Origin of the sequence: Chimaeribacter californicus (assembly GCF_002858675.1) — a bacterium.
Classification (GTDB): domain Bacteria; phylum Pseudomonadota; class Gammaproteobacteria; order Enterobacterales; family Enterobacteriaceae; genus Chimaeribacter; species Chimaeribacter californicus.
Window position 1 is genome coordinate 121880 of record NZ_PJZF01000010.1, and the last position, 23473, is coordinate 145352.

17 protein-coding genes are annotated in these 23473 nt (G+C 59.0%); 8 read left to right on the forward strand and 9 right to left on the reverse strand.

Annotation, left to right across the window (positions count from 1 at the left end; translation table 11 throughout):
* Positions 1-144 precede the first annotated feature (144 nt).
* Together CYR55_RS13105 and CYR55_RS13110 are read left to right on the forward strand one after the other, a co-directional pair.
* Positions 145-2079 carry a bifunctional 5-dehydro-2-deoxygluconokinase/5-dehydro-2-deoxyphosphogluconate aldolase gene (locus CYR55_RS13105; RefSeq protein ID WP_101816565.1) on the forward strand — a complete coding sequence of 645 codons (1935 nt, stop codon included), beginning with the start codon at positions 145-147 and terminating at the stop codon, positions 2077-2079.
* A 216-nt stretch (positions 2080-2295) separates the two neighbouring features.
* Positions 2296-3165 (forward strand): MurR/RpiR family transcriptional regulator, encoded by an 870-nt coding sequence (locus CYR55_RS13110; protein ID WP_101816566.1) that lies wholly within the window; start codon positions 2296-2298, stop codon positions 3163-3165.
* A gap of 112 nt (positions 3166-3277) precedes the next feature.
* Here the strand turns inward: CYR55_RS13110 and iolB are convergent, their stop codons facing one another.
* Positions 3278-4096 carry a 5-deoxy-glucuronate isomerase gene (gene iolB / locus CYR55_RS13115; RefSeq protein WP_101816567.1) on the reverse strand — a complete coding sequence of 273 codons (819 nt, stop codon included), beginning with the start codon at positions 4094-4096 and terminating at the stop codon, positions 3278-3280.
* Between the two features lie 26 nt (positions 4097-4122).
* Positions 4123-5628 carry a CoA-acylating methylmalonate-semialdehyde dehydrogenase gene (locus CYR55_RS13120; RefSeq protein ID WP_101816568.1) on the reverse strand — a complete coding sequence of 502 codons (1506 nt, stop codon included), beginning with the start codon at positions 5626-5628 and terminating at the stop codon, positions 4123-4125.
* Positions 5629-6159: 531 nt separating this feature from the next.
* Between CYR55_RS13120 and CYR55_RS13125 the strand changes: the two genes are divergently transcribed.
* Both CYR55_RS13125 and CYR55_RS13130 read left to right on the forward strand, forming a co-directional pair.
* Positions 6160-7614: a sugar porter family MFS transporter gene (locus tag CYR55_RS13125; RefSeq protein WP_101816569.1), complete on the forward strand. Its 1455-nt coding sequence runs from the start codon at positions 6160-6162 to the stop codon at positions 7612-7614.
* A 24-nt stretch (positions 7615-7638) separates the two neighbouring features.
* Positions 7639-8475, forward strand: a complete 837-nt coding sequence (locus CYR55_RS13130; RefSeq protein WP_101816570.1) for a TIM barrel protein — start codon at positions 7639-7641, stop codon at positions 8473-8475.
* Positions 8476-8573: 98 nt separating this feature from the next.
* Here the strand turns inward: CYR55_RS13130 and CYR55_RS13135 are convergent, their stop codons facing one another.
* The 6 genes from CYR55_RS13135 to CYR55_RS13160 all read right to left on the reverse strand — a co-directional run bounded on the left by CYR55_RS13135 (position 8574) and on the right by CYR55_RS13160 (position 15987).
* Positions 8574-9548, reverse strand: coding sequence for an alpha/beta hydrolase (locus tag CYR55_RS13135; RefSeq protein ID WP_101816571.1), 975 nt, complete (start codon positions 9546-9548; stop codon positions 8574-8576).
* Positions 9549-9658: 110 nt separating this feature from the next.
* Entirely contained in the window at positions 9659-10666 is a 1008-nt protein-coding gene (locus tag CYR55_RS13140) for a zinc-dependent alcohol dehydrogenase family protein (RefSeq protein WP_101816572.1), read from the reverse strand.
* A gap of 178 nt (positions 10667-10844) precedes the next feature.
* Complete coding sequence (locus tag CYR55_RS13145) at positions 10845-12176, reverse strand: MFS transporter (protein ID WP_101816602.1); 1332 nt, start codon at positions 12174-12176, stop codon at positions 10845-10847.
* A gap of 341 nt (positions 12177-12517) precedes the next feature.
* Entirely contained in the window at positions 12518-13081 is a 564-nt protein-coding gene (locus CYR55_RS13150; protein WP_338153009.1) for a PadR family transcriptional regulator, read from the reverse strand.
* A gap of 122 nt (positions 13082-13203) precedes the next feature.
* Positions 13204-14949, reverse strand: a complete 1746-nt coding sequence (locus tag CYR55_RS13155; RefSeq protein ID WP_101816573.1) for a tannase/feruloyl esterase family alpha/beta hydrolase — start codon at positions 14947-14949, stop codon at positions 13204-13206.
* Positions 14950-15207: 258 nt separating this feature from the next.
* Positions 15208-15987, reverse strand: coding sequence for a siderophore-interacting protein (locus CYR55_RS13160; protein ID WP_101816574.1), 780 nt, complete (start codon positions 15985-15987; stop codon positions 15208-15210).
* Between the two features lie 541 nt (positions 15988-16528).
* On the opposite strand from CYR55_RS13160, the gene CYR55_RS13165 reads away from it, so the two are divergent.
* The 3 genes from CYR55_RS13165 to CYR55_RS13175 are packed head-to-tail and all read left to right on the forward strand — an operon-like array spanning position 16529 to position 20356.
* Positions 16529-17254 (forward strand): gluconate 2-dehydrogenase subunit 3 family protein, encoded by a 726-nt coding sequence (locus CYR55_RS13165; RefSeq protein ID WP_101816575.1) that lies wholly within the window; start codon positions 16529-16531, stop codon positions 17252-17254.
* A gap of 56 nt (positions 17255-17310) precedes the next feature.
* A complete protein-coding gene (locus CYR55_RS13170; protein ID WP_101816576.1) occupies positions 17311-19080 on the forward strand; it encodes a GMC family oxidoreductase in 1770 nt (589 codons plus the stop codon).
* A 4-nt stretch (positions 19081-19084) separates the two neighbouring features.
* Positions 19085-20356: a c-type cytochrome gene (locus tag CYR55_RS13175; RefSeq protein ID WP_101816577.1), complete on the forward strand. Its 1272-nt coding sequence runs from the start codon at positions 19085-19087 to the stop codon at positions 20354-20356.
* An 83-nt stretch (positions 20357-20439) separates the two neighbouring features.
* Here CYR55_RS13175 and CYR55_RS13180 read toward each other — a convergent pair whose 3' ends face one another.
* Complete coding sequence (locus tag CYR55_RS13180) at positions 20440-21639, reverse strand: BaiN/RdsA family NAD(P)/FAD-dependent oxidoreductase (protein WP_101816578.1); 1200 nt, start codon at positions 21637-21639, stop codon at positions 20440-20442.
* 316 nt (positions 21640-21955) lie between these two features.
* Between CYR55_RS13180 and pitA the strand changes: the two genes are divergently transcribed.
* Positions 21956-23455: an inorganic phosphate transporter PitA gene (pitA, locus tag CYR55_RS13185; protein WP_101816579.1), complete on the forward strand. Its 1500-nt coding sequence runs from the start codon at positions 21956-21958 to the stop codon at positions 23453-23455.
* The last annotated feature ends 18 nt before the right edge of the window (positions 23456-23473 follow it).

The window sequence follows — 23473 nt, forward strand, 5'->3', positions numbered from 1 at the left end:
GGGTAACAACAGGGCAGGAGTGCCGGTTGTTTAACCGCACTCACAATTTTGGTTTTTCAATTTCATTCATTCTTGTATTTGAAATTTTTATTCCTCATACTGCGGAAAAATGCTTCTTCACTCCCTTTCAAGAAGGAATCTGGTATGGCGACACACCCAAAACAGCTGGATGTCATCTGTATTGGCCGCATCGCGGTTGACCTTTACGGTCAGCAGATTGGTGCCCGGCTGGAAGATATGAGCACCTTTTCCAAGTATCTCGGCGGTTCATCCGGCAATGTGGCCTACGGCACGGCCATCCAGGGGCTGAAGTCCGCCATGCTGGCGCGCGTCGGTGATGAACATAACGGCCGCTTCCTGCGGGAGGAGTTACAGCGCGCAGGCGTAGACACGCAATACCTGATCACCGACACGCAGCGCCTGACCGGACTGGTGATGCTCGGCATCAAAGATGAAGAGACCTTCCCGCTGATTTTCTACCGCGATAACTGCGCCGACATGGGGCTGGTACCGGACGATATTGACGAGAGCTACATTGCCTCTGCCCGCGCCGTGGCCGTGACCGGTACCCACCTTTCCCACCCGGATACCCGCGCCGCGGTGCTGAAAGCGCTGGATTACGCCCGTAAGCACGGGCTACGTACCGCACTGGACATCGACTACCGCCCGGTACTCTGGGGGCTGACCTCACTGGGCGACGGTGAAACGCGTTTCATTGAATCCGGGCCGGTGACCCGCCAGTTACAGCAGGTGCTGGACAAATTCGACCTGATTGTCGGCACCGAAGAGGAGTTTCATATCGCCGGCGGCAGCACCGATACCCTGACGGCGCTGGCCAATGTGCGCCGCCACAGCCAGGCCACGCTGGTGTGCAAGCGCGGCGCGCAAGGCTGCTCGGTGTTTGAGGGCGCGATCCCCGAAGGCTGGGATCAGGTCAAACTCCATTCAGGCGTACGGGTTGACGTGCTGAACGTGCTGGGCGCAGGCGATGCCTTTATGTCCGGTTTACTGCGCGGTTACCTGAATGACGAAGGCTGGGATCAGGCCTGCCGCTATGCCAATGCCTGCGGCGCGCTGGTGGTGTCGCGCCACGGCTGCGCCCCGGCGATGCCGACCAAAGAGGAGCTGGACGATTATCTGAAGCGTGACCGCGAGGTGAAACGCCCGGATCGCGATGTGCGCCTCAACCATCTGCACCGCGTCACCACCCGCAAACAGGCGTGGCCGGAGTTGTGTGTGTTCGCCTTTGACCACCGCAAGCAGCTGGAAGAGATGGCCGATGAGGCCGGTGCCGGTTACCAGAAAATCCCGGTGCTGAAACAGCTGCTGTTACAGGCCGCCAAAGAGGCTGCCGCCGAGGCCGGGCTGGCCCACAACAGCGGCATTCTGGCGGATACCACCTACGGCCAGCCGGCGCTGAATGCCATTACCGGCCAGGGCTGGTGGATCGGCCGCCCGATTGAAATGCCCGGTTCACGGCCGCTCCGGCTGGAACACGGTAACCTTGGCTCGCAGCTGGTAAGCTGGCCGCTGGAGCATGTGGTGAAGTGCCTGGTGTTCTACCATCCGCAAGACCCGGAGGCACTGCGTCAGGAACAAGAGGCGCAGCTGCTTGACGTCTGGCGCGCCTGCTGCCAGAGCGGCCACGAACTGTTGCTGGAGGTGATTCTGCCGGAGAGCAGCCGTGATAAAGATGAGCGTTTTTATGTCGAGTCAGTGACGCGCTTTTATCAGCTTGGTATTCAGCCGGACTGGTGGAAACTGCCGCCGCTCTCGGTGGCCGGCTGGAAACAGGTGAGTGAGGTGATTGAGGCCAACGACCCGCACTGCCGTGGGGTGGTGATTCTCGGCCTCGACGCGCCGGAGGCGGAACTGAAAGCGGGCTTCGCCCAGGCCGCCGCCGCGCCGTGGGTGAAAGGGTTTGCCGTGGGCCGCACCATCTTCGGCCAGGCCTCACGCCAATGGCTGCATGGCGAGCTGGATGACGCCGCACTGATCCGACAGGTGAAACAGAATTACCTGACGCTGATTGGCTACTGGCGGGACGTGCGCCCGCTGCCGGACGCGCTGAAACAGTGACCGGCCAGAAGCGGCTCCTGCGGGGGCCGTTTTTTATGGCCTGTGCCTCTGCCCCTGCGTTACTTTTTAAGCGATCTGTGAGCCTTTTCAAGGTCCGATGAAATAAAGCTGGGGATCGGCCACATTAAATGAAATTTTCGATTCATCTGGTAGACTAGCCACAATGAAAACATGTTTCGTTTTCCTGATCCCCTGTCTTATCTGTGAGCCACTGACATGACTAACCCGACCCAACTCTCCTTGCTACAGGATGAGATCCGCCGTCGCTACGACACGCTGAGTAAGCGCCTGAAGCAGGTGGCCCGCTATATTCTTGATAACAGCAACAGCATCGCCTTTGACACCGTGGCCTCGATTGCCGCGCAGGCCAGCGTGCCGCCCTCGACCCTGATCCGCTTCGCCAATGCCTTTGGTTTCAGCGGCTTTAACGAAATGAAGCAGGTTTTCCGCCAGCATCTGATGGAAGAGACGGTGAGCTATACCGAGCGCGCCCGTCTGTTCCGCCAGACCTCGACCGAAGAGAACGCCGTACCGGAAAAACCCGCCGAGATCCTGAACGTGTTTACCATGGTCAATGCGCAGGCGTTGCAACAACTGGCGATGCAGATAAGCCCGGAACAGCTCGACAAAGCGGTGGATCTGCTCAACAACGCCGACACCATCTATGTGATTGGCCTGCGCCGCTCCTTCAGTGTGGCCTCTTACCTCACCTACGCCCTGCGCCACCTGGAGCGCCGCGCCTTCCTGATCGACGGGCTGGGCGGCATGTTCACGGAGCAGCTCAGCATGGTGAAGCCAAAAGATGTGGTGATTGCCATCAGCTACTCGCCGTATGCCCAGGAAGCGGTGGATCTGGTGCAGCTCGGCGCAAAACAGGGCGCACAGCAGATTGCGATCACCGACAGCCAGGTCAGCCCGCTGGCCGCCTTCAGCGACGTCTGTTTTGTGGTGCGTGAAGCCCAGGTAGACGGCTTCCGCTCACAGGTCGCGTCCATGTGCCTCGCCCAGACCCTCGCCGTCTCCCTCGCCCTTACCAACGCCCGTGACGGCACCGTCAGCGCCCTCAACGCCCAGCCCGCTAAATAGGGCGCAAACCGGCGAACTGACCCGCTAAAAAACCATAACGGCCACCCTGGGGTGGCCGTTTTTTATGGGGTCATCATCACGCGTTAAACACGATCGCGCTCAGGCACTGCGATCACCCTTTAGGGTACTGATCGCTGTTGATCCAGGCGTGATCTTTTTCCCAGGTGAATTTCCATTTCCGTACCGGGCCGGCCATGACGTTCAGGTAATAACTGTCGTAACCCGCCAGGGTGGCGACCGGGTGGTAGCCGCGCGGCACTTTCACCACGTCCCCGTTATAGACCGCCATGCACTCATCCAGCGAGCGGTCATCGGTGTAGACACGTTGCATACAGAACCCCTGCGCCGGGTCGAGCCGGTGATAATAGGATTCCTCCAGATAGGTCTCATCCGGCGAGTTTTTATCATCGTGCTTGTGGCTCGGGTAGGAGCTGGTATCCCCTTCGGCGGTATACACCTCAACCACCAGCAAACTGTCGGCGGGTTCGCTGTCGGGCAGGATGTTATGCACCAGCCGTTTGTTACGCCCCTTACCGCGATGCTCCACCCCGACCTTTTCCGGTGAAATCAGCCGTGCCGGCAGCGAACCCGAGGAAGGTGAACGGCACACCGCCAGCTCCAGGTCACTCTCTGCCAGTACGTTCACCGTCTCATGGTGCGGCACATAGACCGAATAGGGCGGTACCCGCTCGAATGGGCTCATACGTTTGCCGATATGCGGAAACTCCGCCTGGCTGGTCGAAACGGACGCCAGCCCGGCCACCAGCACCAGGCAGAGTTCATTACCGTCACTTTGCAGCGTCAGCGACTGGCCTGCGTTGAGTTGGTAGACCTCAAACCCGACATACTCCCAGCCGGCATTCTCGGGGGTCACGTGCTGGACGCGCCCCTGCGCGTCCGGTTTCTGGCATTTGGAAAGCAGTGAAGACATCGGTCTCTCCTTTACTGTCAGTGAAATCAGCCCAGCGTCGGCATACTGTATTCAGAGACCGTTTGCTGGCCGGTCGGCCAACGGGCGGTGACGGTTTTCATGCGGGTGTAGAAGCGCACGCCGTCGCTGCCGTGGACGTTCAGCGCGCCGAACACTGAACGCTTCCAGCCGCCGAAGCTGTGGAAAGCCATCGGTACCGGTACCGGCACGTTCACGCCGACCATCCCCGCCTGCACGCTGCTGACAAACTCACGCGCGTAGCGGCCGTTGCTGGTGAAAATGGCGCTGCCGTTGCCGAATTCATGGCCGTTCACGGTCTCAATGGCGGTCTGGTAGTCCGGCACCCGCACAATGCCCAGCACCGGCCCGAAAATCTCCTCGCGGTAGATAACCATCTCCGGCGTCACGTGGTCGAACAGCGTGCCGCCCACAAAGTAGCCGTCCGGCGCGCCCGCCACCTTGTAGTTCCGGCCATCCGCTACCAGCGTCGCGCCCTCTTCCACCCCTTTGTCGATGTAGCCCAGCACCTTTTTCTGGTGATCCGAGGAGACCAGCGGCCCCATCTCATTTTCTTCACCGCCCTGTTGCAGGCCCGGGCCTACCCGCAGTTGGGCAATCAGCGGTTTGAGTTTTTCCACCAGCTTGTCTGCCGTGCTGTCACCGACGACCACGGCGATCGGCAGCGCCATACAGCGCTCACCGGCTGAGCCGAATGCGCCGCCCATCAGGGCATTCACGGTGGCATCCAGATCGGCATCCGGCATGATGATGGCGTGGTTTTTCGCCGCACCGAACGCCTGCACACGTTTGCCGTGGGCGCTGGCGGTTTTATAGATATATTCCGCAACCGTAGAGGAGCCGACAAAGCTCACCGCCTGCACGCGCGGGTCGGTATAGAGTTGTTCGGCATGCTCATTGGCACAGTGCACCACGTTGAATACGCCGTCCGGCAGGCCCGCTTCTTTCAGCAACTCCGCCATGCGCACAGACGCAGACGGCACCAGCGCCGGTGGCTTCAGCACAAAGGTGTTACCGCAGGCCAGCGCGATCGGGAACATCCACATCGGCACCATTGCCGGGAAGTTGAACGGCGTGATGCCGGCCACTACCCCCAGCGGTTGCTGCATGGAGAAGCTGTCCACACCGCCGCCGACATCCGGCGAGTATTCACCTTTGATCAGGTGTGGAATGCCGCAGGCAAACTCGACCACTTCCAGCCCGCGGGTCAGCTCGCCCAGTGCGTCGGAGTAGACCTTGCCGTGTTCACTGACAATCAGTTCCGCCAGCTCGTCACGGTGCTGCTCCAGCAGGGCTTTGAAGTTGAACATGATGCGGGCGCGGCGCAGCGGCGTGGTGGCGGCCCAGGCGGGGAAGGCCTGATGCGCCGTTTCAATGGCCGCCAACACCTCTTCGCCGGTGCTTTGTGTGACTTCACGATCTGCCTTGCCGGTTGCCGGGTTATAGACCGGCAGTGACTGGTTGCTGGCACTGAGGCTGGTTTTGCCGCCAATAAAGTTACCCACGATTTTCATGTCTCACCCTCGTTCTGTGATCGGTCGTTCTGTGATCGGTGGAGCCGGGCAATGCCGGGTTGGGGGCATGAACCGGGGCGCACTCTGCGCCACCTGCTCAGCCGCTGTTGGCAAAAACTCTATTCTATTGAAAAAAAAGTTTCAAATATTTTATTTTGGAATGTTTTATTTTAGCGGCACGCCTCGCAAAAACGTGAACATCTGCGTGAAAGTCGCTGCGGCTTTTCGATCTGCCTTCCAGACCCCCGCCTGTCATTCACAAAAAGTTAACAGCACCCTGCACGGCCCGGGGCGACAATGCCCTTGCATGCCGTAGGATTATCCTGGAATCCGGCTTGCATGTTGCTGCGATGTTGCGTGAAAAGGCGATGAATTTTTTGAGCCGCGTCTAAAAATCAATATTTCATTATTTTAAATTTATGGAATAAATGTTCTTTTAAATACCGGGCGCCTGGGTTCCCTCACGGCACGAATTACCCTGATGTTCCTCACAGCGCGCGAACCGTTGTCGTGCGCGCAAACGGAGACTGTATGGTCATTCAACGAAAGCATAATACCGGGTATATCCTGCGCATCTGCGCCATCGCCGCCCTCGGGGGCATCCTTTTCGGCTATGACACGGCCGTGATCTCGGGGGCGATTGAATCCTTAAAAATTTACTTCCAGCTGACCCCGGCAGAAACCGGCTGGGCCGTCTCCAACGTTGTGATTGGCTGTGTGGCAGGTGCATTTTGTGCCGGCAGTGTCGCGGCCCGCTGGGGGCGGAAAAAGGCGCTGATGCTGGCGGCTGTGCTGTTTACTATTTCCGCTGTCGGGGCCTCGCTGGCCCATACCTTCACCCTGTTCGTGATTTTCCGCATCATCGGCGGTGTGGCGGTCGGGCTGGCGGCCACAGTGTCGCCGATGTACATGTCGGAAGTGTCACCCAAAGACATGCGCGGCCGGGCATTGAGCATGCAGCAGTTCGCCATCGTATTCGGCCAGATCCTGATTTTTTACGTGAACTATAAAATTGCCAGCATCGCCACAGAGCAGTGGCTGGTCGAAATGGGCTGGCGCTGGATGTTTGCCTCCGGTGTGCTGCCTTGTGTGTTGTTCTGCATTTTAGTGCTGTTTATTCCTGAATCCCCGCGCTGGTGTGCCATGACCGGGCGTGACGAGCAGGCACTGACGCTGCTCTCCCGGCTTTCTAACCCCACCCATGCCGCACACGTGCTGGCGGAGATTAAGGAATCACTGCGTAAGGATGCACAGCAACACAGCGCCCGGCTGAGCCTGCGTGACGGAAAAGTGCGCTTCATTCTGTTTGTCGGCGCGATGATCGCGGTGCTGCAACAGGTCACCGGGGTGAACGTGATGATGTATTACGCGCCGGTGGTGCTGAAAGAGGTCACCGGCAATGCCGAGGCGGCGATGTTCCAGACCATCTGGATCGGCGTGGTGCAGCTGGTGGGGTCGGTTATCGGGGCCTCCCTGATGGACCGCATGGGCCGCCTCCCACTGATGCGCACCGGTACCGCCGGGGCCATTATCGGGCTGCTCATCACCTCTTATGGCCTCTATACCCAGAACAGCGGCTACGTCGCGCTGTGCGGCATGCTGTTCTTTATGACGTTCTACGCCCTCTCCTGGGGGGTCGGCACCTGGGTGCTGATCTCTGAAGTATTCCCCAACCGGATGCGGGCGCAAGGGATGAGCCTGGCCGTGGGCGCAATGTGGATTGTGAATTTTATGGTGTCGCAGTCGTTCCCGATGCTTAACGACCACCCTTACCTCTTCTCCCATTTCCATGGTGCGTTCCCGATGTGGGTCTTCGCTGTGCTCTGTGTATTCAGTTTCTGGTTTATTTCCCGTTACGTACCGGAAACCAAAGGTGTCTCTCTGGAAAAAATGGATGACGTGATCCTGGCGAAACGTGACCGCCGGCCGCTGTCGGCCCGGCAGCACCGCGCCGCGCAGGACACGTCAAAGTCTGCCTCGTCATAATGCAACCGCGTATGGAGTAACAACATGGCTATCGCGCAACATCGTTTCTGTATCAACCGTAAAATTGCCCCTAACCTGACCCTTGAACAGTTTTTCAGGGTGGTAAAAAACTGCGGCCTGAATAAGGTGGAGTTACGCAATGATATGCCCAGCGGCAAGGTCACGGACGGCCTGAGCACCGGCGAGGTCAAGGCCCTGGCGCAGCAGTACGGGATGGAAATCATCACCATCAACGCGCTGGGCCGGTTTAACCTCGGGGCGGAACGCGATCAGGTCTGGGCCAATGCAGAGGCGATGCTGCGGGAAGCGCAGGCAATCGGCAGCCGTGGGCTGATCCTCTGCCCGCATTGCAGCGCCGATGATGCGCGCAGCGCGGAACAAAAGAAGCAGGAAACGCTTCAGGCGCTGATCGCCCTTGCGCCGCTGTTTACACAGTATGGGGTAACCGGGCTGGTGGAGCCGCTGGGCTTCGGCATCAGTTCACTGCGATCCTCACTGCTGACCCAGTCCCTGATCCGGGATTCGGCCGCGCCTTACAAACTGGTGGTTGACACCTTCCACCACCATCTGGATGAGGTGGATCAGGCCGCGTTTGACCAGCAGATGGCGATGGAAAGCATCGGGCTGGTGCACCTGTCCGGCGTGGAAGACCCGCGGGACAAATCCCTGCTCACTGATGAAGAGCGCATCATGTTGAGTAGGCACGACCAGCTGAAAAGCAAACAGCAGGTGGATAACCTGGAACGGTTGGGGTATCAGGGGATCTATTCGTTTGAGCCGTTCTCTTCCGTGCTGGAAACGTGGCAGGAAGCGGATATTGAGCGCGAGATCAAACAGAGCATGGCATTGATTCAGGGCTGATGCCGCAGCTCAGTTGATGCCCCGGGTCGATGGATGCCGCCATTCACTGGATAAGACTGCCCGGCCGCTGCCACAGCCGGGTAATGTCTTGTTATGCGTCAGGCGAGGTATTTTTTCAGCGCCTGCGCCGCCTGTGACAGCGCCACCCTGACCGCCGGCACCCGGCTGAGCGGGTTCAGCAGCCCGAAGTCATGGATCAACCCGTTATAGCGCACCAGCGTGGTGTCCACCCCGGCTTCATTCAGCTTACGCCCATACGCCTCGCCCTCGTCACGCAGCACATCAAACTCCGCCACCTGAATCAGGGCAGGCGGCAGCCCGGCAAGCTGGTCAGGCGTGGCCCGCAGCGGCGACGCGTGCAGCTCTGTGCGACGGCTCTCATCGGTGGTGTAGTTGTCCCAGAACCATTTCATCATATTGCGGCTGAGGAAAAAGCCCTCCGGGTAAGCCTGGTAAGAGCCGTTGTCAAAGGCGGCATCCGTCACCGGCCAGAACAGCAACTGGAAACGCAAATGCGGCGCGCCCTGCTCTTTGGCCATCATTGCCACCACTGCCGCCATATTGCCGCCGACGCTGTTGCCCACCACCGCCAGCCGCCCGCCATCAAGGTTCAGCTCCGCGCCGTGGCCGGCCACCCAGCAGGTCGCGGCATACGCCTGATTAATCGCCTCCGGGTAGTGGGCCTCCGGGGAGGGCGTATAGTTAACAAAAACCGCCGCTGCACCGCTCTCCACCACCAGATCGCGTACCAGGCGCTGATGCGTCGGGAAATCCCCCAGCACCCAGCCGCCGCCGTGGAAAAACATAAACGCCGGCAGAATACCGGCCGCCCCCTCCGGCCGCACAATGGTCAGGCTGAGATCGTGCCCGCTGCTGTTGACGGTGCGTTCGGTAATCACCACCCCGGAGAGATCGACCTCCACGGAATTCTGCGCATCCGTCAGCACCTGCCGCGCGGCCTCGGGCGAAAGCTGCTCCATCGGCGGGCCACCGGCCGCGTTCAGCTGGCTGAGAAACTGCTCGATATGGCGGTCGGTCGGGGCCTGTTCCGGGGTTATCGCGTTGCTCATCATTTTCTCCTGGGAAAGTGGGACGGGGGACATCAACAGGTCAGGCGGCCTGAGCGCGGTGAACAGGCACAGGCCGCCCGCGTGGCGCGGGGTGAAACGGGTGCGCCGTCAGGTCACTGTTCAATCACGATTTTGCCCATATGCCGGCCGGAATATTCATAATTGAAGGCGTCCGGCAGTTCCTCAAGGGCAAAGGATTTGTCGATAAGCGGCGTGACACGGTTGGCGTCCAGCGCGCGGATCATCTCTTGCTGGTGGCGGCGGCTGCCCACGGTGATGCCACGCAGCGCCGCCTGTTTCGCCATCAGCTGGGCGGTGGGCACCTCACCGGCCAGGCCGGTAAAGACGCCAATCAGCGCGATATGGCCGCCAATGGCCACCGCATCAATGGAGTTAGCCAGCGTGCCCGATCCACCGATTTCAATCACATGGTCAACGCCGCGGCCGCCGGTGAGTTCCCAAATCTGTTTGCCCCAGTCCTGATGCCGGCGGTAGTTCACCCCGGCGTGTACGCCCAGGGTTTGCAGGCGTGTGAGTTTTTCATCGGAAGAGGAAGTGGCGAAAACACGCGCGCCCATCATCTGCGCCAGTTGCAGCGCAAACAGCGACACGCCGCCGGTGCCGAGGATCAGCACATCGTCCCCCGCTTTCAACCCGCCGTTGACCACCAGCGCGCGCCAGGCCGTCAACCCGGCGGTGGTGAGTGTGGCGGACTGGGCATGGCTCCAGCCCTGCGGCGCAAGGGTGAAGAAACGGGCTGGGCGCACCACCCAGGGCGTGGCGTAGCCGTCAATGCCGTCACCCGGCGTGCCGGCAAAGCCGGTTACCGGGCAGGGGCCGTCCTCCCAGTCGGGGAAGAAACAGGAGACCACATGATCGCCCGCTTTCAACGTGGTGACGCCCGCGCCCACGCTTTCCACCACGCCTGCGCCATCAGACAGCAACAGCCGCCCGGCCTCTGAGGGCATCATCCCGGCGGCGACCGCGTAATCATGGAAGTTAAGGGAATTGGCATGAATGCGCACCCGCACCTCGCCCGGCCCCGGTTCACCCGGTTCCGCGACCTGCTCAATCACAATGTTTTCGATACCGGGCGTCTGCCCGCGTTTGGCTGCTTTCATGGGATACCACGCTGATTGCTGAAGAGAAATATCGGGAAATCTGCGGCGCGTTGGCGGCCGCGTCTGTTTCAAGGGTAGTTCAGGCTGGTTTGACTGGGGAGAAAAAGGCACCGTGAAGGGTGCCTGGGTGGAAGCAAAAAGGCACCGCGAAGGGTGCCTGGATGGGAAAGAAGGGCAATTACACCTTGAGTTCCATACGTTTAATCTCGCCAACCACAAACAGGTAGCAGACCATCGCCATCAGGGCCGAGCAGCCGACAAAGATCAGCGCGGCGTTGAACGAGTGCAGCTCACTGACCAGGTAACCAATCACCAATGGGGTGACGATCGAGGCGACGTTGCCGAAAACGTTAAACAGGCCGCCGCACAACCCAACAATCTCTTTCGGCGCGGTGTCGGCAATCACCGGCCAGCCCAGCGCGCCGAACCCCTTGCCGAAGAATGCCAGCGCCATCAGCGCCACCACCAGCGTGGTGCTGTTGGTGTAGTTGCATAAAATGATGCTGGAGGCGAGCAGCATCCCCAGCACAATCGGCAGTTTCCGCGCCAGCGTCAGTGACATGCCGCGTTTGATCAGCGAGTCCGAGAACAGGCCGCCCGCCACCCCGCCGATAAACCCGCACAGCGCCGGGATCGAGGCCACCAGCCCCACTTTCAGGATCGACATCCCTTTGTCCTGCACCAGATAGATCGGGAACCAGGTCAGGAAGAACCAGGTGATGGTGTTAATGAAATATTGGCCGAAGAAGATGCCGAGCATCATCCGGTTCGCCAGTAACTGTTTGAGGTACGCCAGTTTCGGGCCGCCACCCGCTTTTTTCGCCTGCGGGTGATCCATGTCAACCACTGCACCGCCCTGCGCCACGTACTCCAGCTCACTTTTGGACATGCGCGGGTGGTCAGTGGGATTGTGGATATATTTCACCCAGACCGCGGTCAGCACGAAGCCTATCGCGCCCATCACGGTGAACACATGCTGCCAGCCCCAGGCGTAGGTCAGGTAGCCGAGCAGCGGGGAGAAGATCGCCAGGGAGAAGTATTGCGCCGAGTTAAAAATCGCGGAGGCGGTGCCGCGCTCTTTGGTCGGGAACCAGGCGGCAACGATGCGCGCATTGGCCGGGAAAGAGGGGGCTTCCGAGAAGCCGAGCATAAAGCGCATGGCAAACATCGACACCGCCGCCCAGGCCAGCGGCACCAGATGCACAAACCCTTGCAGGAAGGTAAACAGCGACCAGAAAAACAGGCTGTAGGTATACACCTTTTTAGAGCCGAAGCGGTCAAGCAGCCAGCCGCCGGGGATCTGCATCAATAAATAGGCCCAGCCGAACGCCGAGAAGATATAACCCATCGACATGGCGCTGAGGTGCAGCTCTTTGCCCACGGCGCTGCCGGCAATCGACAGGGTGGCCCGGTCGGCATAATTGACTGCCGTCACAATAAAAATAATCAGTAAGATCAAATAGCGGGTGCGATGGCCTTTTGCTGCCGCTTCAACGGTCGTGACGCTCATCTCTTGATCCTCAAAGTGATTGATTTTCTGCTTTTTATTCAGCAAGGCAGCATTAGCCCGCCGCGGGAAATAACGGAAGTCATAAACAGTCAGAAGAGAAATAAAATCTTAAAGGACATTCACCTGAATACCATTGTGCAGATGTACAATTCACTCGGTGAATAAAAGCCGATAAATATCAGGATGCCTAAGGCAATGCGCGATGGATCGCACATTGCTTTTTTAATGGCAGCACACAGGCAGGAAAACGCGTTTTTCAGCGCTGGGTCACAAATAATGGCGACGTGCGCCAGCGCACAAATACAGAGAGAAGGGTTTCAACACAAATAACGCGGTGCGCGTCAGCTCCGCTCAATCTCTTTGGCGGTGCGGTCGAGGCTGTCAATAATGGCGTGCAGCGTCTCGGGCGATAAATTCTCTTTCGATAAACGCATATTCAGCGCGGTGCGGAAGTTATTAATGGCGCGTTCAATTTCCGGGATAGCACGGTTATTGGCCAACACCGCCAGCGCATGTAACCGGCCGGCGGCGCGCGCCAGCGTCTCCCGGTTTTCATACAGAAATGCCCCACCCTGGGCGGTAAGCACATACTCTTTTTTGCCGGTGGCGTTATCGCGGGCGTCAATATAGCCCATCTCTTCCATCAGGGTGAGATTCGGGTAAATAATGCCGGGGCTGGGGGCATATTCCCCACCAGAGCGATCTTCAATTGCCTTAATTAATTCATAACCATGTGCCGGGCGGGTTTCCAGTGCCGAGAGCATCAGCAAACGAATATCGTTGGCGTCGAATAGTTTTTCACGGCGCTGTTTTTTACCGCCCATTCCCTGCCCACGATCGATCCGTGCCTTTTCACCGGCAGAAAAAATAAGCGGAACATTGGCATTATTGATGGGATTTTTCATAGGTCATGGCACAGGCAGGGGAACAGCCCCGAAGCATATCGGGGCAGCCCGCGGATTACAAGGCGCGTGGCCGCCAACAGGGCAGGAAATAAAACGGGGCAGCGTGCGCTGCCCCGGCGGGATTATTTGATAAAGGTATAGGGGGTGTAGAAATCCTCGCCCAGCCAATGATAGGCGTCATACGTCTGGTGCAGGGGTTTGCGGGCGTAGCTGTCAGCGCGGTTCACGTCACCTTTGCCGCTGTATACCGCATAATCCGGGTACGGGAACACCGGGCGCGAAACGGCATTGGCCGGGATGGTTTCCAGGTGCGTCGGCGGCTGCTGGCCTTTGGGGGGCATCGGCGGCCGGTTGCCTTTGTCGATCATCGGCTGACCAAAGCTGTTTTTCTGCTGTGGCGCAGCCTGCCAGGTGGTGATGGCCTGCGGCGCATGGCCGCGCTCCACCCAGTTGACCATCGGGGTCAGCAGGTCGATCAGGCTTGGGCCTTCACCGCCGGAACAGTGGTACACACCCGGCAGCAGGTAGAGGCGCTCAAAGCTGTCACGCTTCGCCTCACCCATCGTTTTACCCACCGCCGTATGATAAGCCACTGAATTCAGCGGTGAAATATGTGGATCGGCCCAGCCGTGCCAGATAATCAGCTTACCGCCCGCGGCGGCAAATGCCGACAGATCCGGGTTGGTGGCGTCATACAGCGGGTGCAGCGCACGCAGGGCGTCAAAGGTGTCGCGGGTGAAGTGCAGATCCTTCAGGGTATAGCCTGCCGGCGGATTGTTCACAAAACTCATGTACTTCAGCACCGGCAGCGCGATGATGCGGCTGAAGATCGGGTCGCTGGCCGTCTGCGGGATAAACACCCCGGCCCAGGCCAGTTCCGAGCCATACTGCGGCCCGCCGACAATCATTTTCTGCCCGCTCCCTTCCGCGCGTGGGCCGTCATACAGGCGGCGCAAGGTAGAAACCTGAAGATCGGACAAACACGGCTGCCCGTTGTCACCGGTCTTGCACCGCAGGGTTGAGACATCAAAATGGCACGCCTGCGGATCCGCAATCAGCCCATCTTTCTGGCCGTCCAGGGCGTCACAGTGCGCCAGCACCGCCTGATGGATCAGCGGCAACTGAGCGGCGGTGATGATCGCTTTGCCATCGCTGCCGGTGTTGGTCACCGCCTGCCAGGTATGGTAGAGCGCGTTCTGCGTCTGGAAGTTCATTGCTGCCGCCCCGGCAATCACCCCATTGAAATCATGTGGGTAGCGCTGGGCTTCCATCAGCGCTTCGCGGCCACCGTCAGAGCAGCCGTCAAAGTAGGCGTGGGCCGCCGGGCGGTGGTAAAACACCTCAATGATCTTCTTCGACGCCACCGCCGTCAGATGCACGCCGCGGTAAGCGAAATCTTTGCGTTTTTGCTCATCCTTACCGAAGTCTTCCTCTTCCTGAATGTGGCCCATATTGGTCGAGGCGATGGCGAACCCGTTGCTGTTAAGCGGTGCGCAACCCGCCGCCGCCCCGGCCTGCAGATCAATCCGGCCGCACAGCCCGCCACAGCCTACTTGCAGGAAGCGCTGGCGCCAGCTTGCCATCGGCAATTCCACCCGGAAGCCGATCGCCGGGGCCAGCGTGCCCTCCACCGAGCAAAAAGCGGCCCCGTTCTGCATGGTTTCAGTAGCGGAGGTAATCTTGCTGCCTGCGCCGCCAATTTCCGTCAGGTCAATATGCGTCAGTGCCGCGCAGCCGGTGGCCGGTTTAATAACAGATAAGGCCGGTACAGAATTTTCCGCGCTGTGCGCATTAACACTTAAACCGCCCATCCCCAGGGTTATTACGGTAAAAAGTGCTCGGTAATGCTTATTACGTATAAACACCATGATTGTTCCTTTTATTTTATGCCGCCTTCAGCATACCTTTTTATACGCAGCATAAAGCCCGGCTTTATTGCGCGACAGCGTAAGGTTTTTTCAGAAAATGAAACAGGGTACAGCTGGGGATAACCATACCCGCTTTTTAAACAGGAACGCAGCGTGATTAAAATAACGCATGGCTTTCAGGTTATTTTGAATAGCCTTACCGGGAAATAACCCGGTAAGGTGCGCGGGAAATAAAGCCCCCGGCCGGGGGCCGGATAATTATTTCTGGTGCCAGTAAGCCACGGCGCGCAGGCGGTCGGCATCCGCCCCTCTTTCGAGCAACTGGTCACTGATCGTTTTCACCAGGCTCCCTTCACCGGTAATCCACATGAAGCTGTCTTCCGGCGGCAGCGGCAGCGCAGCCATGCGGGCGCTAAGCTGGGCGGCGTCCGCCGGCAACCATTCACACTGCACATGGCCCAGATCCGCCAGATAGGCTTTCACTTCCGGGCGGTGGACGCTGACGATCGCCGTCACCTGGATATGCTGATGCGGGGCCAGCGCCAACAGGCGGCGGCGTAATGCCGGCAGGCCGGACTCATCGCAGAGGTAGATCTGGTGCGCGTAGGTTTCCGGCACCACCAGCGAGCCGCGCGGCCCGCCCATCGCCAGCGCGTCCCCTGGTTTGGCACCGACTGCCCAGTCACTCGCCAGGCCCTGCGCATGGATAAAGAAATCGACCGTCAGCTCATTGGCGGCGGCATCAAAATGCAGTGGCGTGTAATCACGCGCCGCCGGGCGTTTGTCACCCCAGACGATGCCCTCCGGTGTCACCTGCGGCAGGTGCAGCTCTCCGGTTTCCCGATCGGGGAAGAAGATCTTGATATGGTCATCAAACCCGGCGGAGCTGAACCCATTGAGTTGTTCGCCGTGAAAAACGATACGGCGGAAGCAGCCCGCTACGGTATCCGCCTGTTTTACCGTGATCTGCCGGAATACCAGCGCATTGCGCACGCGGGTGGGTAATGGGGTGATGTCTGGTGAAGTGGAGTGCTGCATCGCGGTGCCTTCTCTCTGAAATAGGGGTTCGCCAGACATGCGCCGCAGGGGTGCCTTGTCACTGGCCTCGGGCGTAAAATATATCTTAGATATATTTTTCCCACAACCTGGGCGCAGGAAGAGGGGCAGTAAAGTCTTCCTGGTCTCTTGCCGATACTGGCTGTAAGGGTTGTGTTTTTTTTAACACCGCCGTCATACAGACGCGAAAAGATTATCATTCGTAACCCTAAACGCTTGCAAAGTGCTGTTCTGTAAACCCGTTTACCCAAAAGTGCGATGCGTTGTTACATTTTCCGGCCGCATCTGGAACCGGTTCCCGATAAAGGCTGTGATCTACATCACACTGATATATAAGAATTAGTTAATGAATAGCAGCCTTTGATTTGGCGCATTTTTAGCCATCTCATTGAATTCTATTTACATTTGTTCGCATTCTGTAATTCCATTAACATTCTCAGGTGTAGTTCGGCTATGTAAACTAACGAACTTTTAAAGATACCTATAAAAAATTAACAATCCTTTAATGTGAGACACCTCCGTTATGCTTCTTCAAAAAGAGACTTCCCGACGTAAGTTCTTGCTTGGGTCGCTGGCTGCGCTGCCCTTAAGCGGCATGATTCTGAAAGGACTGACCGCTGCCGAAGCCGCTGAACTGGCCGCCCCAGAGCTGGCAGACTATAAACCGATCTTTTTCGGCCCTGAAGAGTGGCAATTCATCCTCGCGGCTACCGATCGCCTGATTCCGGCCGGCGGCAAAGGCAAGGCCCCGGGCGCGCTGGAGACCAATGTGCCGGTGTTTATTGACCAGCAACTGCATGGCGATTTCGGCGAAGAAATTTACATGCAGGGGCCGTTCAATGCGCATGCCCCGGCAACCATGGGCTACCAATTGCCGTTCCGCCCGCAGCAGATCTATAAAAACGGCATCCGTCTGGTGAACGTCTGGAGCCAGGCGACGCATCAGAAGCCGTTCCACCAGCTCTCCCAGCAGGAAAAAGATGACGCGCTGACGCAGATGCAGAAAAACGGCATCGACTTTGCTGCACTGGGCGAAAGTGACCTGAAAGCCTCCCACTTCTTTAACCAGCTGTTGACCGATACCAAACACGGTTACCTCTCTGACCCGATTTACGGCGGTAATAAAGGCATGAAAGCCTGGATTGCCATCGGCTTCCCGGGCGCACGCGCCAGCTATCTGGAGTGGGTGAAGCAACACAACATCCCTTACCCGCTGGGGCCGGTGAGCCTCCAGGGCGCGCGTGCCTGAACCGGGCAATCGTGAGGTGTTTTTTGGCAATTTTTGTGATTTTTACAGGGTAAATGATGGCACAGCTGAATAAAGAAGAAGTCGACGTCGTTGTGGTCGGCCTGGGCTGGGCCGGCTCGCTGATGAGTATCGAGCTGGCAATGGCAGGGCTGAAAGTGCGGGCGCTGGAAAAAGGCGCGGATCGTACCTATGACGATTTCGCCTACCCGAAACCGGCAGACGAGTACGCCTACGGCGTGCGCAATAAAGTGATGACCACCCCGGCAGAGTCTGCGGTGACGGTGCGCTACACCATGCAGGACACCGCCCTGCCGACCCGCAAATGGGGCGCATTTGTGCCCGGCGGCGGCGTGGGTGGCTCCGGCCTGCACTGGACCGGCGTGCTGATCCGCCCGACGCCGATTGACCTGAAGCTGAAAACCTATGCCGATGAGGCTTACAAGCCCGGCATCCTTCAGGACGATATGCGCGTGATGGATTTCCCGTTCACCTGGGACGAGATTGAACCTTATTACGACAAGTTCGAGCGCATCTGCGGCCAGTCCGGCAATACCGGTAACCTGCGCGGCAAGATCCTGCCGGGCGGCGACCCGTTCGAAGGCCCGCGCTCCAACCCGATGCCGCTGCCGGCGCTGGAAGACACGCTCAACAACGTGATGTTCGCTGAAGCCGCGAAAAAGCTCGGCTACCACCCGTTCCCGAACCCGTCTGCCGCCGTCTCCCGCGCCTGGACCAACCCTTACGGCAATCAGATTGCGCCGTGTAACTACTGCGGTTACTGCAGTAAATACCCGTGCCTGAACTACTCCAAAGCTTCACCGCAGACGGCAGTGATGGACGCGCTGAAGCGCATGGACAACTTCTCCTACGAAGTACACGCCAACGTGCTGAAAGTCGAACTGCATGATGACAAGAAAACCGCCAAAGGCGTGACCTACATCGACCAGCACGGCAACGAGTGCTTCCAGCCGGCGAAAATCGTGGTGCTGAGCAGCTTCCAGCTCTACAACGTGCACCTGATGCTGCTCTCCGGCATCGGCAAGCCGTACAACCCGGTGACTGAAGAGGGTGTGGTTGGCCGTAACTATGCGTTCCTGAGCAACGGCGGCGCGACGCTGTTCTTCAAAGACAAAAACTTCAACCCGTTCGCCACCTCCGGCCCGACCGGGCAGATGTTCAATGACATCTCGCCGGGCAACTTCGACGGCCCCGGCCTCGGCTTTATCGGCGGTGCGAAGATCCACAGCTCACAGGCCACCGGCACCCCGATCGGCACCTCATTGCCGAAAGGCGTCCCGAACTGGGGCACCGGCTGGAAAGAGGGTCTGGAAGAGTGGTACGGCCATTCGATGAAGATCAGCATCACCACCACCTGTATGTCGTATCGCGATATCTACCTCGATCTCGATCCGAACTACACCAATGAGCACGGCCAGCCGCTGCTGCGCATGACCTTCAACTGGAAGCAGAACGAGCTGAAACTCCAGCAGTACCTGAAAGGGATTGTGGGCAACATCGCCAAAGAGCTGAACCCGGACAGCATGAGCATGAGTTTCCTGCCGATGGATGCCACCTTTGACCTCACCAAATACGTCTCCACCCATAACGTGGGCGGCGCGGTGATGGGGGATGACCCGCGCACCTCGGCGCTGAACCGCTACCTGCAAAGCTGGGACGTGCACAATGTGTTTGTGCCGGGCGGCAATGCCTTCCCGCAAAACTTCCAGGCGAACCCCACCGACACCATCGGTGCCATTACCCTGATGGCGGCGCAGGCGATCAAGGAACAGTATCTGAAAAACCCCGGTCCACTGGTGCAGGTGTAAGCGCATGAAAATGTTAACAATGAAACGTTTTTTCAAACTCAGTGCGGTGGCGCTGGCGGCCGGTTTCGCCTGGCAGGCGCAGGCGGCGGATGAGGCAGCACTGATCAAGCAGGGCGAGTACCTGTCCCGGCTGGGCGACTGCATGGCGTGCCACTCGCTGCCCAACAAACCGGCCTACTCCGGCGGGCTGGCGATCGACTCCGATCTCGGCACCATCTACTCCACCAACATCACGCCGGACAAAACCCACGGCATCGGCAATTACAGCGAGCAGCAGTTCTCCGACGCGGTGCGCAAAGGGGTATTGCCGGACGGCCGCCACCTCTACCCGGCGATGCCATACCCGGATTACGCCAAAATCAGCGACGCCGACATGCACGCGCTTTACACCTATTTCATGAAAGGGGTACCCGCGAGTGCCGAACAGCCGCCGGAAACGGATCTCAGTTTCCCGTTCAACCAGCGCTGGGGCATGCTGTTCTGGAATTGGGTGTTCACCACCGACACGCCGTTCAAGCCGATTGGCGGCGCATCTGCGGAAGTTAACCGCGGTGCCTATATCGTGGAAAGCCTCGGCCACTGCGGCAGTTGCCACACTCCGCGCGGCCTCGGCATGAACGAGAAAGCGCTCGACAGCGGCGAGGATAAGTTCCTCTCCGGCGGCAGCCTGAACCACTGGGATGTGCCGTCCCTGCGCGGCCTGCCGCGCTGGAATGAGCAGGAGATCGTGGATTACCTCCAGACCGGGCGCAATGACAAGGCAGCGGTAGGCGGCGAAATGACTTCGGTGGTCGAGCACAGCTCCTCGCACATGACCGACGCCGACCTGAAAGCCGTGGCGGCCTACCTGAAGTTCCTGGGCGGCAACCCGGCCCTGCCGGCGCGCAATGAGCAGGCGGCGCAAGCCACCGAAGCCAAACTCACAGCCGCAAAAAACCTGAGCGAAGGCGAGCGCCTCTACCTCGACAACTGCGGCGCCTGCCACTTTGTCAGCGGCAAGGGCGCACCGGGCATCTTCCCGGAGCTGGACCAGGCGACCATCGTCAACGCGGATGACCCGACCGGCCTGATCCATACCGTGCTGGCCGGCGCGCAGCAGCCTTCCACCGCGAAAGCGCCGTCCACGCTGGCGATGCCGGGCTTCGCCGCCCGCCTGAGCGATGAAGAAGTGGCCGCACTCACCACCTTCATCCGCCAGGGCTGGAGCAACCACGCGAAAGCCGTGACCAACGATCAGGTCGCTGACGTGCGGAAATCTTTGCAGCACAAAGAGTAAGGCGTTTCCTTAACGGGTAAATGCGGATAAGCAAAAGGGCCTCATCATGAGGCCCTTTCTGTTTTTACCGGCAACGGCAGCCGTCAGGGTTTTTCCGCCACCAGCGCCTGTGCGCAGGCCCAGGCGCTGCTCCAGGCCCACTGGAAGTTGTAGCCGCCCAGCCAGCCGGTGACGTCCACCACTTCGCCGATGAAATAGAGCCCCGGCACGCTGTTCGCCATCATGGTTTTGGAGGAGAGCGCGCGGGTGTCCACGCCGCCCAGCGTCACTTCGGCCGTGCGGTAGCCTTCGGTACCGTTCGGCTGCACCCGCCACGCCTGTAGGTTTTCTACCAGCGCCGCCTGCTGCGGGGCGTTGAGCTGCTTCAGGGTGACGTCCGGCAACTGCTCCAGGGTTTGCAGGCACTCCACCAGCCGCTTCGGCAACAGCTGCGCCAGCGTGTTCCTCAGGCTCTGGTTCGGGTGTGCGTTGCGCTCTTTATCCAGAAATGCCGCCAGATCCAGCCCCGGCAGTAAGTTAATACTCACAAACTCGCCGGGCTGCCAGTAGCTTGAGAGCTGGAGGATCGCCGGGCCGGAAAGGCCGCGGTGGGTAAACAGGATGCTCTCTTTGAACGCCACGCCGTTTTCCGCCGTCACCACCGACGGCACCGACACGCCGGACAGCGTTTGCAGGTGCTCCAGCAGCGGCTTGTGCAGCGTGAACGGCACCAGCGCGGCGCGGGTCGGCAGCACTTTCAGGCCAAACTGCTCCGCCAGCTTATAACCGAACGGTGACGCCCCCAGCCCCGGCATCGACAGCCCGCCGGAGGCCACCACCACGGCGCGGGCGCTTACCTCAGCGCCGTTCAGCGTCAGCGTATAGCCCCCGTCACTCTGCGCCACTGCCAGCACCTCGCTGCGCAGGCGGATCGTCACTTTGCCCTGATCACACTCTTTCAGCAGCAGATCGACAATCTGCTGCGCGGAGTCATCACAAAACAGCTGGCCGAGGGTCTTTTCGTGGTACGCAATGCCGTGGCGGTTAACCAGATCGATGAAATCCCACTGGGTGTAACGCGCCAGCGCAGATTTACAGAAATGCGGGTTTTGCGACAGGTAAGCAGCCGGTTCAGTGTACATATTGGTGAAATTACAGCGGCCCCCGCCGGACATCAGGATCTTGCGCCCGGCCTTTCTGCCGTTATCCAGCAACAGAACGCGGCAGCCGCCCTGCCCGGCCAGTGCAGCACAAAACATTCCGGCAGCCCCTGCACCGATAACCACCACATCAAACTGTTCCACTGCCTTACCTCTGTTAATAAAGTCACTGTTTCTACACGATATGCCTGAATTTTCTGCTACATATAAAGAGACGCCGGGTGAGTTTGGGCGGAGCATTCAGGCGGGAAATTGTATGTCTGCCCCGGCTGAAGCGCCAGCGTAAGCAAACGTTAAAAACAGTAAGGCTTATTAACAGCATGATTTCTGTTGAAATTTTCAAAAAAAACCGTGAGTGGAACGACGTTTTTGTCAAAAAAAGGTCATATTTTGCTTTCCGATACCCCCCCTTCTCGCGGATAATGCGCCGCGTTCATGTCCACCAACTGGCGTAACGCTTATGCTACATCTGTTCGCTGGGCTGGATTTCCATACCGGCCTGTTGTTAGTCCTCGCGCTCCTGTTTGTTTTGTTCTATGAAGCCATCAACGGTTTCCATGACACGGCGAATGCGGTAGCCACTGTGATTTATACCCGTGCTATGCGTTCGCAAATTGCGGTCGTAATGGCGGGTTTCTTTAACTTCCTTGGCGTCATACTCGGCGGATTGAGTGTTGCTTACGCTATTGTCCATTTATTGCCTACCGATCTGCTGTTGAACGTGGGGTCTGCCCATGGGCTGGCGATGGTCTTCTCCATGCTGCTGGCGGCGATTATCTGGAACCTCGGTACCTGGTATTTTGGGTTGCCGGCTTCCAGCTCTCATACGCTGATTGGTGCCATCATCGGCATCGGGCTGACCAACGCCATCATCACGGACAGCTCCGTGGTCGATGCGCTGAACATCCCGAAAATGGTCAGCATTTTCTTATCGCTGATTATCTCACCGCTGGTGGGTATGGGTCTGGCGGGTGCAGTGGTGTTCCTGCTGCGCCGCTACTGGAGCGGCACCAAGAAACGCCGCCGCATCCACATGACCCCGGCAGAACGTGAAAAGGTCGACGGCAAGAAAAAGCCACCGTTCTGGACGCGTACCGCCCTGATCCTCTCTGCGATTGGCGTCAGCTTCTCGCACGGTGCCAATGACGGCCAGAAAGGCATCGGCCTGATTATGCTGGTGCTGATTGGTGTCGCCCCGGCCGGTTTCGTGGTCAACATGAATGCCACCGGTTATGACATCACCCGTACCCGTGATGCTGTGGTGCACCTGCAACAGTATTATCAACAGCATACTGATGCCCTGTCGCATGTCGCGGTGCAGACTCCGCTGGTGCCGGCGCCGGAAGAAACCGTGCCGGATACGCCAAAAGAGTTCCACTGTGACAGCAGCCGTGCGCTGGTGGCGATCAATCACGCGCAGGCGTTGCTCACCAACCTCAGTAGCTACAGTGACCTGTCAGTAGACCAGCGCAGCCATATGCGCCGCCTGCTGATGTGCGTGGCCGATACGGCAGACAAAGCCGCCAAGGTGCCGGGTACCTCCGCAGAAGACAAGCGCTTCCTGGGTAACCTGCGCAATGACCTGCTGGCAACGGTGGAGTACGCACCGGTCTGGATTATTCTGGCCGTGGCGCTGGCGCTCTCACTGGGTACCATGGTGGGCTGGCGTCGTGTGGCTACCACCATTGGTGAGAAGATCGGCAAAAAAGGCATGACCTACGCCCAGGGCGTCTCCGCACAGATGACGGCGGCGGTGTCGATTGGGGTGGCCAGCTATACCGGCATGCCGGTATCGACCACGCATGTGCTCTCCTCTGCGGTGGCAGGCACCATGATCGTGGATGGCGGCGGCGTGCAGAGCAAAACCGTGAAAAACATCCTGCTGGCCTGGTTCCTGACCCTGCCGATTGCGATTGTGCTTTCCGGCGTGCTCTACTGGCTGGCATTGCAGGTTATTTAACGCCTGTTGCCACCGGCC

Coding starts and splice junctions, on each gene's coding strand:
- CYR55_RS13105 (WP_101816565.1), top strand. CDS start 145: ATGGCGACACACCCAAAACAGCTGGATGTCATCTGTATTGGCCGCATC.
- CYR55_RS13110 (WP_101816566.1), top strand. CDS start 2,296: ATGACTAACCCGACCCAACTCTCCTTGCTACAGGATGAGATCCGCCGT.
- iolB (WP_101816567.1), bottom strand. CDS start 4,096: ATGTCTTCACTGCTTTCCAAATGCCAGAAACCGGACGCGCAGGGGCGC.
- CYR55_RS13120 (WP_101816568.1), bottom strand. CDS start 5,628: ATGAAAATCGTGGGTAACTTTATTGGCGGCAAAACCAGCCTCAGTGCC.
- CYR55_RS13125 (WP_101816569.1), top strand. CDS start 6,160: ATGGTCATTCAACGAAAGCATAATACCGGGTATATCCTGCGCATCTGC.
- CYR55_RS13130 (WP_101816570.1), top strand. CDS start 7,639: ATGGCTATCGCGCAACATCGTTTCTGTATCAACCGTAAAATTGCCCCT.
- CYR55_RS13135 (WP_101816571.1), bottom strand. CDS start 9,548: ATGATGAGCAACGCGATAACCCCGGAACAGGCCCCGACCGACCGCCAT.
- CYR55_RS13140 (WP_101816572.1), bottom strand. CDS start 10,666: ATGAAAGCAGCCAAACGCGGGCAGACGCCCGGTATCGAAAACATTGTG.
- CYR55_RS13145 (WP_101816602.1), bottom strand. CDS start 12,176: ATGAGCGTCACGACCGTTGAAGCGGCAGCAAAAGGCCATCGCACCCGC.
- CYR55_RS13150 (WP_338153009.1), bottom strand. CDS start 13,081: ATGAAAAATCCCATCAATAATGCCAATGTTCCGCTTATTTTTTCTGCC.
- CYR55_RS13155 (WP_101816573.1), bottom strand. CDS start 14,949: ATGGTGTTTATACGTAATAAGCATTACCGAGCACTTTTTACCGTAATA.
- CYR55_RS13160 (WP_101816574.1), bottom strand. CDS start 15,987: ATGCAGCACTCCACTTCACCAGACATCACCCCATTACCCACCCGCGTG.
- CYR55_RS13165 (WP_101816575.1), top strand. CDS start 16,529: ATGCTTCTTCAAAAAGAGACTTCCCGACGTAAGTTCTTGCTTGGGTCG.
- CYR55_RS13170 (WP_101816576.1), top strand. CDS start 17,311: ATGGCACAGCTGAATAAAGAAGAAGTCGACGTCGTTGTGGTCGGCCTG.
- CYR55_RS13175 (WP_101816577.1), top strand. CDS start 19,085: ATGAAAATGTTAACAATGAAACGTTTTTTCAAACTCAGTGCGGTGGCG.
- pitA (WP_101816579.1), top strand. CDS start 21,956: ATGCTACATCTGTTCGCTGGGCTGGATTTCCATACCGGCCTGTTGTTA.